13 protein-coding genes are annotated in these 12,136 nt (G+C 56.3%); 3 read left to right on the top strand and 10 right to left on the bottom strand.

Annotated elements, in window-relative coordinates:
* From AC1DSG_RS20580 to mhpA, 4 genes are all read right to left on the bottom strand, one after another.
* A partial coding sequence (locus AC1DSG_RS20580; protein ID WP_477792530.1) for a VOC family protein occupies nucleotides 1–511 on the bottom strand: 511 nt, incomplete at its 3' end.
* 83 nt (nucleotides 512–594) lie between these two features.
* Nucleotides 595–1,209, bottom strand: a complete 615-nt coding sequence (locus tag AC1DSG_RS20575; RefSeq protein ID WP_477792529.1) for a TetR/AcrR family transcriptional regulator — start codon at nucleotides 1,207–1,209, stop codon at nucleotides 595–597.
* Nucleotides 1,210–1,414: 205 nt separating this feature from the next.
* A complete protein-coding gene (locus AC1DSG_RS20570) occupies nucleotides 1,415–2,062 on the bottom strand; it encodes a TetR/AcrR family transcriptional regulator (RefSeq protein ID WP_477792528.1) in 648 nt (215 codons plus the stop codon).
* 2 nt (nucleotides 2,063–2,064) lie between these two features.
* Nucleotides 2,065–3,723, bottom strand: a complete 1,659-nt coding sequence (gene mhpA, locus AC1DSG_RS20565) for a bifunctional 3-(3-hydroxy-phenyl)propionate/3-hydroxycinnamic acid hydroxylase MhpA (RefSeq protein ID WP_477792527.1) — start codon at nucleotides 3,721–3,723, stop codon at nucleotides 2,065–2,067.
* A 633-nt stretch (nucleotides 3,724–4,356) separates the two neighbouring features.
* Here mhpA and AC1DSG_RS20560 point away from each other — a divergent pair.
* The 3 genes from AC1DSG_RS20560 (at nucleotide 4,357) to AC1DSG_RS20550 (ending at nucleotide 6,249) form a co-directional block, all read left to right on the top strand.
* The gene (locus tag AC1DSG_RS20560) at nucleotides 4,357–4,755 is read left to right on the top strand and encodes a hypothetical protein (RefSeq protein WP_477792526.1); all 399 of its coding nucleotides are present in this window, start codon (nucleotides 4,357–4,359) and stop codon (nucleotides 4,753–4,755) included.
* A gap of 60 nt (nucleotides 4,756–4,815) precedes the next feature.
* Entirely contained in the window at nucleotides 4,816–5,622 is an 807-nt protein-coding gene (locus AC1DSG_RS20555; RefSeq protein WP_477792525.1) for a matrixin family metalloprotease, read from the top strand.
* Between the two features lie 90 nt (nucleotides 5,623–5,712).
* Nucleotides 5,713–6,249, top strand: coding sequence for a P-loop NTPase family protein (locus tag AC1DSG_RS20550; RefSeq protein WP_477792524.1), 537 nt, complete (start codon nucleotides 5,713–5,715; stop codon nucleotides 6,247–6,249).
* A 135-nt stretch (nucleotides 6,250–6,384) separates the two neighbouring features.
* Here AC1DSG_RS20550 and AC1DSG_RS20545 read toward each other — a convergent pair whose 3' ends face one another.
* The 6 genes from AC1DSG_RS20545 to AC1DSG_RS20520 form a co-directional block, all read right to left on the bottom strand.
* Complete coding sequence (locus tag AC1DSG_RS20545) at nucleotides 6,385–7,179, bottom strand: hypothetical protein (protein WP_477792523.1); 795 nt, start codon at nucleotides 7,177–7,179, stop codon at nucleotides 6,385–6,387.
* Between the two features lie 16 nt (nucleotides 7,180–7,195).
* On the bottom strand, nucleotides 7,196–8,011 hold the full coding sequence (locus tag AC1DSG_RS20540) for a DUF2092 domain-containing protein (RefSeq protein WP_477792522.1): 816 nt from the start codon (nucleotides 8,009–8,011) through the stop codon (nucleotides 7,196–7,198).
* Nucleotides 8,012–8,279: 268 nt separating this feature from the next.
* Nucleotides 8,280–9,119: an alpha/beta fold hydrolase gene (locus AC1DSG_RS20535; RefSeq protein WP_477792521.1), complete on the bottom strand. Its 840-nt coding sequence runs from the start codon at nucleotides 9,117–9,119 to the stop codon at nucleotides 8,280–8,282.
* Nucleotides 9,120–9,418: 299 nt separating this feature from the next.
* Nucleotides 9,419–10,558 carry a glutathione-independent formaldehyde dehydrogenase gene (locus tag AC1DSG_RS20530; protein ID WP_477792520.1) on the bottom strand — a complete coding sequence of 380 codons (1,140 nt, stop codon included), beginning with the start codon at nucleotides 10,556–10,558 and terminating at the stop codon, nucleotides 9,419–9,421.
* A 217-nt stretch (nucleotides 10,559–10,775) separates the two neighbouring features.
* Nucleotides 10,776–11,774, bottom strand: a complete 999-nt coding sequence (locus tag AC1DSG_RS20525; protein ID WP_477792519.1) for a 3-hydroxybutyryl-CoA dehydrogenase — start codon at nucleotides 11,772–11,774, stop codon at nucleotides 10,776–10,778.
* On the bottom strand, nucleotides 11,774–12,136 hold a 363-nt coding region (locus AC1DSG_RS20520; protein ID WP_477792518.1), incomplete at its 5' end, for an NAD/NADP octopine/nopaline dehydrogenase family protein. The genes AC1DSG_RS20525 and AC1DSG_RS20520, both read right to left, overlap by 1 nt.

Here is a 12,136-nt window from a genome sequence, read left to right as displayed (position 1 = left end):
CTTCAGGGGGAGCAAGCGGCGGACGCTGCGTGACGAGGACTCGCGGTTGCTCCTGCGCCAGATTCCAGGGAAGAGGCGCTCGATGTTCAAGCGTTGCACTTGGAGTCTGATCGCAAACGGCTTCCACAATGAAACCGGAAGGATCGGTCAATCTGACGCAATACCCTTTGCCAGGATGTTCCGACTTTTCTACCGATGACGCCCCTGGGATTCGAGTGAGTTTTTCCAGATCATCCAAAGACTGCACTGCAAGTCCGAACCCGATAAAACGTGCATGTTCGGCACGCTGGACGCGGTAACAGTATGCAGTGGCGTCGGTGGCCCGCAGATAGAGCGTATCGGCATCCTGCCGACTGACCGTCAGGCCGAAGTCGGTCAGGAAACGCGCCGCCTCATTCAAGTCCGGTCTTTGAAAGATCAGGTGCGTCAGATCCTGGGCCTGCACCGTCGGCTGTGGATGCCGGGCAGGTTGTTGTGTCGCCAACCGGTGCAATTCAATTCTGGTGTTCATTGTTGTTGTTTTCCGGTTTTTTTGGGCAAAGCTGTCCCTAACCCCTGAAAAACCAGGGGCGTTAAGTTAGATCAGTTATGAGTTCAGTCGAGAGGTGGAAGTGTCGGCAGCTCTATGGTCGCCAGCGCACGTGCCTCCTCGGGTGGTACACCTAAGGCACGCAGCACCAGCTCAGCGGTATCAGAACCCGATTCGCGCCAGGTTCTGTGACCTTCCAGTACCAGGAAAATAGAGCCAAGAACGCTGCTCGATATCAGCGTCAGTACTGAGAGCAATTGCTCCTGCTGGAACCTGTATCGACCAGCCGAGAGCCCGCTCAGCAGATCTGTAGTCGCCTGGCTGCTGAACATTTCGCGCAACGCAGAATTGCTCATGGCGAACTTGTGTATGAACGCCCCCCATTGGGAGTCTTCGTGAGCTCGACGAATGAACAGACGAATGCCATTGGCAAGACGTTGAGCGGGATCGGACAGTGAATCGAAGCTCTTGTTGACGCGCTCATGCATCTCCTTCGCAAGCTGGCTTGCGACCGCCTCGAACAGGCTTTCCATGCTGTCGATGTTGCTATAGACCGTACCGCGTGCCACCCCTGCCTCTTGTGCGAGGTCGAGGATGTTCACTTGTGAGGTGCCTCTTTCAGCGAACAGGCGAAAGGCGGCTTGATGAATACGGCGCTGTGTTGGATTCAGGGATTCCACGGTTCTCTCTCCAGGATTACCTCATGGATCGATTGAACACCTGTGTTCAGTAACCGTCAACAACGTTTTTAAAATAAATGACGAAATACTCGGTTATGACCGAGAAAATTAAGGTTTAAGATTAATTTAGAGGCTTTATTAAGCAGAACACATGAACACGCATGTTCATTATAGGGCTCGCGCGTCAATCGAGGGTGACATCAGATCAGGTAGGAAGCGGCTTTCCGGCGATTTTCCTGGCTTTGGCAGGCGTAACGCCAAGAGCCTGGAGCACCATTTCTGCGACCCGCAAATCGTGCTCCGCCCCCGCACGGCCCTCGACAACCGAGCGCATTGCTCCGGTTGTGCACGACAGAACGATGTCCAGGGCAACCCCTTCGTCCACATAAGCAAACGTCCCCGCACGCAGCCCCTCGCGCAGATCACCCAGTACATGGGCGGCCAAACGCGAGCGCATTGCCTGGTCGAAATGGATGATGCGCAGCAGCGCATTCGCCCATTGGTGGTCGGCGGCGGCTCGACAAACAAACATACGTACGCCGATCGAAAGCCGCTGCGCACCGCACTGCACGTCTGAGTTCAAATCGGAAATGGCATCAGAGAACTCGGCAGCCATGGCAATGCCCACCGCCTCGAGCACTTCGTCGCGAGTCCGAAAATAGTTGTAGATGGTGCCGTTGGATACCGCTGCCTCCGCGGCGACCTCAAGCAATGCGATCTCCCCCACCTCCTTACGCGCGATCAGCCGCAATGCTGCGTCCATCAAGCCGCGACGGGTGCGTTCACGCTTCTTGTKGCCTCTCGTGAGAGGTTCTGGCGCAGTCGCTTCTAAAGGAGGAATGGGGGAATGCATGATCAAGCTCGTAATCTAGGGGGCTCGTTGATGGTAACGGAAACGCTATCAGGAGTGGCGTCTTTGCCAACCAGCAAGCCCCTGCAGTCTTGAAGCAGACTGCCTGCCTCTGCGCCCGGGGCATGATGCATGATGATACGGTCGGGGCGAACTGCGACGAGCGTTCCTTTAGCAGCCAGCGGCAGGATGTCATGGTTCATGTCTTCGATGAAATCACAGCTGCCGCCGGAGCGTTGCCCGCGTGTTCTGACCTCCAGGAAGTGACCGCCCATTTTTTCCCAGGAAACGATCTGCTCAGTGGTCAGCAACGACAACGGGTCAACACCGAATCCCACCAGGGCCAGGTTGTCTCCTAGAGCATCGTCGCTCAGCTTGATCTGCTTTTGCAGGGTGCGAACCCAGGCTTGGGGAAACAGGCTGCCACGTACCAGTTTGTCGCCCCGACGATGCTGCACGAACAGGCCGTGTTTGAAGGTGTTCTTCGGCTTGATGTCCAGCTGCTCGAAGTACCGCCTGGTCGCGGGAGTCAAAGCCAGCATGCGCATCAGGCCGTGGATCAAGAATGCGGCGGTCTTGTTCTTGGGCATCACCATGCGGCCCATGAGTTTCGCCAGGTTGATCATTGCCTGGGCGTGGGGACGGCGCTCTGCGTCATAGGTATCGAGTATTGCAGGCGCGGCATGGCCACGAAGGACCCACGCCAGTTTCCACGCAAGGTTGGCCCCGTCTCGAAGTCCCGCTACGAGACCTTGCCCGACAAAAGGGGGAGTGATGTGTGCTGCATCGCCGGCGAGAAAAACGCGCCCCTTGCTGAACTTGTTGCAGCAGCGCGCGTGGAATCGATACACCGCCTTGCGTTCGATTTGCAACTCCTGCGGGTTGATCCATGGCGCGATCAGCCGGGCAATGCTTTCCGGGGTTTCGAGCTCTTCACGGGATTCACCGGGTTGCAGCATAAACTCCCAACGCTCCCTTCCGCCGGGTGCGGGCATGTGCGGCGTTGGGCGCTGCGGATTACAGAGAAACTCAATGTGATCAATCGCTGACTGATGCCRGTTCATGACATCGACAATCAGCCAATCCTCCGCATAGGTCTGCCCTTCGAACTCCTGGCCAATCATTGCCCTGACCCTGGAACTCGCGCCATCCGCACCGACCAGGTACTGGGCGCGAACAGAATGCGATTGCCCATTCTGATCCCGTACCGAGGCGACAACGCAATCCGACTCTTCGACCAGACTCTCAAGCTCGAAACCACCCAGACTGGTCACTGACTTCAGCCGGGAGACCTGACTGCGCACGGCGTGTTCGAGGTCGGGCTGATAGAACRTTACAAGTTTCGGATGGCCATCGATGCACCCCTCAGTGTTGGCTCGACCAAATTGCCCCAGTAGCGGTGAGTGCATCCTCACTTCAGGAATAACGATCTTCTCGAATGCGTCTTCGGACAAACCGGCGAGCTGCAGGATGCGCAGCGCCTCGTTGTCCAGAGCAATGGCACGAGGCATCAGTAGGACCTCATGGGTCTTGTCCAGAACCAGCGTCGTCACCCCATAGCGACCCAGCAGCGCCGCGATTGTTGCACCTACCGGACCATTACCGACGACCAGCACGTCGACGGCGGAGGGAGGCAATTGGGAAATTTTCTTGTTGTTGTTCATCTCGAGCCCTTGTTGTGATTGAAGTCGTGAGGCGCGCCGGTCTCATCGTCAAGCAGGGTCAAGGTATTCAATATTGAGAGACATTTCAATATTGATGTTTACGTCATTAATTTTCAGGGCTCACCACCAGACCACGATGGACATGATCGTCCGGTGCCAGGCGCAATCGCGGCGGCTGAGACGGCGCTGGGTAAACGCGGTTGAGTGGATCGTCATAGCCCAAAAAAAACGGGACGCTGAGCGTCCCGTTTTTATGGAAATAGATAGATCAAACGATGAATAACCTGTGGCGAGGGAGCTTGCTCCCGCTGAATAGCCGCCAAATCGCACGTTATGACACTTGAAACTATTTAGTAAAATCCGGCCTGATTGAGTTTCCCGACTTAATACAACACATTACTTATAGATGCACCGTACCGTGTAAAAAACGAACACCCGCTTGAAGCTATCTCTTATATGTTAAAGCTGAATACGCTCGGTTAGTCAGCATAAAACTCTAGAAAACCAAATGACGGGCCTACGCACGACCATTGGTCGCATTCACCGAATACAGGTAGCAAAAAACCAGAAATCCGCTATTACATTAGTAACTGCCACTTCATTTATTGCACATCGTCACAGGAACGTCCCACGATGCGAAATCAACTTAAACATTCGAGACTCCGTGTTGGTTTTTTACTTAGTGTTATTTCATTGGGGTTGACCGCCTGCACCAGTGATAAAACACCAACTAACGAAGTTATTCAACCACCTATTGATGACAGCGAAACTTCGTCTGTGCGTGTAACCACTAGTTGGGTACGACACTCGCTCAACCAAACTGACTGCCTGAGGCACGCCAGAGCGGCTCTTACAAAAGCGAGATATTTTGTTGATGCAGGAGAAGTATCAGTCTTTGGGTTCCGCGAAGGTATGACTGTTTCGATTCGCTGCGACTACGAAGACGTTGCTTTTTTCGCAGTGGCTTATCGCCAGAGACCAAGTTCTCAAATCCAGGATCGGATCTTGAATGAAATCACCAGACAATTTTAAAGGGAAAATAAATCCGTCCTTTTTTTGCTGATCAGCACCTCGAAGTGCATGGAGCCGCTCATGAGCAAGTCAAAAGATCCCCTCCATTCTAAAAGCAGCAAATCATTACCCGCCCCGTTTCGTCTAAAGCCCGCTGAACCGGATGATCTCATTATGAAGTCAAAGGTTCATGTTTTCGGCAAGCATGCAAATATCGTTTGCGATACAGAATCTCGCGGCTATAAACGTAACGCAGCGGAACTACAGTTAAATGCTTCTGAGGGTTTCATTCCCCTTTGGCGGGAAGGCTCAATACTTAGGTGGCGTTTCCAAGAACAGTCGATGGCCAGGTTTGAGTCGCCTACTGAGGCCAAGGAAAAAATCGAAGAGTTGTTTTCGCTCGCCCTACAGGCTTGGGGAGACGCAGCGCCAGTGAAGTTCACCAAAAATGATGATGCGTGGGATTTTCAGATAGTTATACAAGACGTAGAGCGGTGCAATACCATGGGTTGTGTTTTGGCCAGTGCTTTTTTTCCAGACGCTGGCCGTCATGACTTAGTGATATATCCAACATTATTCAAACAAGACMAGACTGAGCAGATCGAGACGCTGATTCATGAACTGGGTCATGTATTTGGTCTTCGGCATTGGTTCGCACCTCAGAAAGAAACAGATAACCCTTCAGTACCCTTCGGATCTCAAAACCCTGTATCGATCATGAACTACGGCCGCGACAGCCAGCTTACCGAGGATGATAAAAATGATTTAAAGGAAATATACTCGCTAGCGTGGTCAGGAAAGATCAATCAAATAAACGGTACGGTTATTCGCTTAGTGAGTCCTTTTCATAGCCTTAGAGAACTGCCGAAAAATATTCTATTTAAATAATCACATGTGGCGCGGTCGCCCCACTTCAGCCTTTATCTGATGCGCCAAAACCTGCACAATTGCCGGCTTTTCGCGACAGGAAGTCCGACCATGCAACAGATTGTAATCCTGGGCAATGCCGGTAGCGGCAAATCCACCCTCGCCCGCACACTCGGTATACGCCTTGGCTTGCCCGTGGTGCACCTGGACACGCTGTTCTGGGGGCCCGACTGGGTCGAACCCGACGCTGAGCAATTTCGCACACGTGTCAGCGAAGCGATCGCACCGGCTGCGTGGATCTGTGAAGGCAACTATGCCCGATGTACCTTCGATCTTCGCCTGCCCCGTGCCGACTTGATCATCTGGCTCGATACGCCGCGGCTCACCTGCTTAACCCGGGTGATCATGCGCAGCGTAATGAACCGCCCTCGCCCTGACCTTGCCGCAGGCTGTACAGAGAAGCTCGACCGGGCGTTCCTGACCTTTCTGAGTTTCGTGTGGAATTTCGATCGTGGCTACCGTCCAGGTATCGAGGCTGTGCGCTTGGCCATAGGCCCGCAAATTCCTACGGTGCATTTGCGGGGCACTTGGCAGATTGCCGCGTTTCTCGACAGCTTGCCTGCAATGTCTGAAACCCTTCCTGATTAGATGGACAGCGGCACGCGCCACCCTTGGTGCGCTTTGCGGTACTCGGCTGTCTAGTCCTGAAATCAGGACAGGTGCGGGCGCCCCCGTGAACACGGTCGAGCTCGTAAGGCATTGCAATGAACAGCGAGCGCCCGGCTACGGCATGGGCACCACGGTGTAATAAACACCGTTGGCACCATAGGCAGGTCGCACCCAGGAGTTGCCGCACTGGTAATACGTGCCATGCGAGACGGTTCTCAATTCACACCCGGAAGGAAGGGTGACAAACGTCGCGCCCATGGGCATTGTCGGTGGTGCGGAAGCCACCATGCCCGCGTTATAGCCTGCCCCGTAGGCGTTACTGTTGGCTTTCTGGTTTGCCGCTGTCGTGGCAGCGGCCCCCACCACCACACCTGCCGCAGCTGCGGCTGCCGGGTTAACTCCTTCGTTATAACCACAGTTGTAGCAACCACTGCTGGCAATGACAGCGGTGGGCGGATGATAGTAGGCAGTCCCGTACGGGACTGGATGATAAACACTCGCACCATAGACAGGCGGACGATAAGCGGTCGTGCCATAACCATCCGCGTGATAGCCAGCTGCGGTGGCGCCATCTTCACCTTGTGCATGCCAGGCACCCTCTCCGCCGGAAGCCGTTCCGCCTTCGGCACCTGTGCCGTGCCAAGACCCTTCACCACCGGAGGCTGAACCGCCGCGATAGCCTGTACCGCTCCAACTCCCCTCACCGCCCGAGGCCGTGCCGCCGCGATTGCTTTCGCCACTCCAACTACCATCACCGCCCGACGCCGAGCCGTAACGTCCAGCGTGACTCCATGAGCCACCACCGCCGTATGAATGCCCCCAAGCCGAAGCCCGCGACCAGGCTGCCGCCTCGTTACACATCAGCACGGCGATTAGCAGGCCGGCGAACTTCAAGGTAGATCTGTTCATGATTCAACCTCCTCGTTCAGGGTTTTGTAACGGGCTCTTTAACGCCTTGTGGGGCGCTTAGGGCGGGGGGCGGGGCAAACGTGATCCGGTGCGCCGACTCGATATTCTCGGGTTTGAAGAACGCCGCAGGCATCGCCGAACTGAGCTTCCAGTCACTGAAATCGATCTGATGCCGGGATCGGGACGGGTCATCGAGAAACACTGCGCGCAACCGGCGCGGGAGCTTGTCCTCAGTACCGATCCAAGCCTGGACGAACACGCTGTCGCTCGCATAAGCGATCACATCAGTGGTGGTATCGCCGACCACCGTGGACTGGCCGATGTAGAACGCCACACGCATATCCGTGGACAAGTCCTTATACGGATCAGCGACGATTACGTCGGTAAATGGAAAATAGATGGCCGCACGCTGGTAAGCGGCCTCCAGCGTCGCATCGATGGTAGGAGGCGCATCGACTTGGGCGAGCAGGTTGTCTTTGCGCTCAAAGGCATAAGCTTGCTTGCCGTCGTAATAAAACTCGGTGGCCGGACCATCGCCGGAGGTCAYGACACGCAGCTGATCCGGGCGCTGTTCAGTGACCAGCGCCACCGAGCTATAGGTAAGGGGTGGCCCCAGCCGACTGGGTTTTTCGTAGGTGGTAACGGCTTTGAAACTCAGGCCCTGGGTGCTGGTCAAGCGAGCGCTCATGGCCTTGAGAATATCCAGCGCCTTGGGCTCCAATTGCGCCGCTGGCGGGTCGGCGGGGGATTGTGCGGCGTGCAGCGGGACGGCGAATACGCCCAACACCAAACTGAGAGAGAGCAACCGCACATGCTGTAGGTAGGCTCGCATCGTTTTGTCTCCGCAGAGTCAAGTCAAGTCGTAGAGTGTAGCTACGGGATCAGAGCCGGGACTTTGTTCCGATGCCCTGCTGTCGGGTTTGTTTGGTACTCATCGGTAAAAAGGGGACAGATTTATTATTCCGCCACCTACTGGAAAATAAAACCGTCCCCTTTTTTTGGCCGCTGTCCGCTTTGTCTTGCCTGCCTCGCCTACGTTTTCAACGGCCTGCTAGCGGGCTTGCACGACCTTGGGCAAGTCCATTAGCAAACATCAGCGATCAATTCCGATCGGATTGCAGCAGGCGTGGCTTGAACATTCCGTTCGCGATCATCGGCGCGGACTCTTCATCCTCGTGCTGCTGGCAGAGGAATTCGCGTATCGCTTCGGCGGTTCGCCTGGCGCTGGTCACCACGAAAAAATGCCCCTCGCCCTGCAGGACGTGCAGTTCGGCACGGCGAATGGTGCGGCGCAGGATATGCGCGTTGTACAGCCGCACCAGGGTGTCGTGTTCGCCGGTGAGGATCAGTGTGCGCTGGCGCAGACGGAACAGCCGTAACAGGCTGGTCCAGCCAACCAAGGCGGTGAGTTGGTGGTAATAGGTTCGCGGGTTGACCGTGAGCATGCCGTTCACCACACCGAAGCGCAGCAGCGTCTGTATCGAATTGCGCGAGCCTTCTTGCTTGCGCAGTCTGGCGCTTTTGCTCCTGCCAAAAAAATCCAGGATGTCGGCGGGCTTCACCAGCATCGCCGGGCCGGCCGAGGTCGCCGCGAGGATCAGCCGGCGCACCATGCTCGGGTAACGCAGGGAAAATTCTTGCGCCAATGCACCGCCCCAACTCACGCCGAACACATCGACCTGGTCGATTCCCAATTGCTTGAGCATCTCGGCGATCAGGTCGGCATGGCGCGGCAGACGCATCGGCCAGCGCGGCATTTGCGATTTGCCGACCCCGGGCACGTCCAACGTAATGGTCCTGTAGTCCACCAGTTCATCGCGCAAGGGATCGAAGGTACGGATCAAACCACCCAGGCCGTTGAGTAAAAGCAGCGGGGAGCCTTCGCCGCGGATTGAAACGTTCAACTGCAAGTCTTCAATGGTTAATTTGTGCGTTGTCATGGTTTCCTTCCTGGCCTACCCGCTGTTCATATAGCGTCTGGTGTTTGCGTTGGAAAATAAATCGGAAAATAAATCCGTCCCCTTTTTTCTTTTTTCGTTTTTCGGGCATCGGTTGCCTCTCTACAAACTCGGAATCCCGAGACAAGCGAAAGCTTAGTCTGGCGTCTGCTTTTTCTTCCGACCTTGAATCACGCAATGCACCAGTAGCGCTTCGTGCATCTCAATGGAAGGAGACAGCTATCACGCTTAGTGAACTGCGCCGACTCTTGCGAAGCCAGCGCAGGCATTGGGTTTCAACTTCAAGCTGCCGGTTTGAGCACAACTTTTGTCCAGCCATTGTCACGGGCGTCGAAGTGCTTATAGGCGTCAGGCCCTTCAGCCAGTTTCAGCCGATGGGAGATGATCTGCGCGGGGTTGGCACGACCGTGGTGAATGAGTTCAGCCAGGCGGCGATTGTAGACTTTGACGTTGGCTTGCCCGGTTCGGATCTGCAGCCCCTTGAACCAGAAAGCCCCGAAGTCGAAGGCCATTTTCCCTTGCTTCGCGAGGTCACTTTTGGCACCCGGATCTTCCGGCACAAATACACCGACGACACCGATCCCACCGGTGGCCTTGGTCGATGYGACGAGGTTGTTCATGGTCAGGTGATTGGCTTCGTGGCCATGACGGTCGCAGCACTGATAGCCCACGCATTCACAACCGCGATCCGTGCCCTTGCCATGGGTCAGATTGAGAATCTGATCCACCGCTTCCTGCTCCAGCGAGTTGATGGGCGTGGCGCCCATTTGAGCCGCCAGCTTCAATCGGTCAGGTTGGTTGTCGATCACGAAAACCTGGGAGGCGCCTTTGATCATCGCTGAGTGTGCGGCCATCAGACCGACCGGGCCGGCACCATAAATGGTGATGCTCTCACCCGGTAAAAGACCGGCCAACTCCGTGGCGTGCCAACCCGTTGGAAAGATATCGGACAGCATGACGTAGTCGTCCTCACGCTCTTGCGCGTCCTCGGGTAACACCAGGCAGTTGAAGTCTGCGTAAGGCACGCGGAGCAATTCAGCCTGACCGCCTTGATAGGGGCCCATCTCTGCAAATCCATAAGCAGCCCCTGCGCTACCGGGGTTGGCTGTCAGACAAAAACCGGTCAGGCCCTTCTCGCAGTTTTCGCAGAAGCCACAGCCGATGTTGAACGGCAGGCAAACGCGATCCCCAACCTTGACTCGGTCGACGCCTGCGCCGACTTCGATCACCTCACCGAGATTTTCGTGTCCAAATACACGTCCTGTCTCCATTGATGTACGTCCTTCGTACATGTGCAGATCTGAACCGCAGATGTTGGTCGTAGTAATTCGAACCAGAACGTCTGTGGGCTTTTCAATTTTGGCATCGGCGACATTTTGCACGCTCACGTCACGCGGGCCGTTGTAAACGATGGCTTTCATTTAGATCTCCCATTAGCAAAACGAAAGAAATATTTCGTCTGCTCAGACTTATCTGTCAGGAAGAAATGAACGTATGTTCAAACAATTGATGAGGGAGAGTGACGAGCGGTTAATCGATAGGTACCGCGTCGAAAATACTGAATTTATTGCAACGACGGGCATCTCTTTCTCGAGCGAGTCGGATGGACGTCAGGGCCCGACATCCGGGCCCTGATGCTCAGGCCTGCCCCAAGGCGCCATCGAAAGCGGGCGTCAATCCCGACAACTCCAGCTTGCGCACAAAGTCGCCAAGACGTTGCTGCTTGTAGCTTTCCACGTCCATGTCGCGGTAGTCGTAGAAACCCTGGCCGTCGCGCAAGCCATTGCGGCCGTTTTGCATGTTGTCGGCGATCACCTGCGGCGACTGGAAACGCGGGTCCAGCGCTCCACTGAGGTAGCGCGAGGCGAAGTAGAGGATGTCGCCGCCACCCCAGTCGATGAACTCAAGCAGGCCCAGCACCGAGAAACGCAGGCCAAAGCCGACGCGCACCGCGGTGTCGATATCTTCTGCGCTGGCCACGCCCTCTTCCACCATCCGTGCGGCTTCGTTCATCGCCAGTGCCTGGATGCGCGGGACGATGTAGCCGGCCACCGGATTGCACACCACCGGCACCTTGCCGATCTGCTTGAGCAATTGCAGCAGCCGCTCGACCACCTGCGGGCAGGTCGCTTCGCTACGGCTGACTTCCACCAGCGGCATCAGGTGCGCCGGATTCAGCCAGTGCGCGTTGACGAAGCGCTTTGGCTCACTGACCATTTCGCTCAGCTCGGTGACCAGAAAGGTCGATGTGGTCGACGCGATGATCGTCGACGGCGCGGCATGCTCGCTGACCCAGGCGAAGGTCTCCTGCTTGACCGCGATGACTTCCGGCACCGCTTCGAACACCAGGTCGCACTGGTGCAACGTCGCCACTGCCTGGGATTTGGATTGCACCGTCACCCGGGACAGGGCGATGTCCGCCTGTTCCATCTGGAGCACGCCGAGGTGTACCAGCATTTGAAGCTCGCTGCGGATATTGTTCCGCACGCGCTCGAAGTAAACCCGTCGCGCGTCTTCGTCACGGTCCTTGATGTCGATCAGGTTGACCGGCAGGCCCGCATGGATGAACGCCAGGGCAATGCCCTCGCCCATCCGGCCGGCACCGACCACGCTGACTTGCGGCAGCGCGGCGTTCATCAGTTGTAGCCCTTGGTCAGTAGCTCGGTCATCTGCGCTCGGCTCAGGTTGGACAGACCGAGGTTTTCCAGGGTGCGGCCTTCGGCGTAGAGGTCACGTGCAGCGACGACCGAAGCAATGCTCAGCAGGCCTTGCGCTACAGGGGTCGGCACACCGGCCCAGCGGCTGACGGAAACCAGGAAGGACAGGCCCAGGCGGGTGTCTTCCAGCATGTACCGATGCTTCTGCAGGTCGATGTCTTCGCGCCAATCGCCGCTATCAGTCAGCTTGCCATGTGCACCGCGACCGTACATCCACTCCTCGCCTTCGGTGCTGTTGTAGTGGTCGGCCAGCGGGAAATGCGGCGCGCCGTAAGTCAGTGC

It is taken from the genome of Pseudomonas sp. P5_A12 (assembly GCF_056400685.1).
This window is presented reverse-complemented; position numbering and strand designations above follow the sequence as displayed.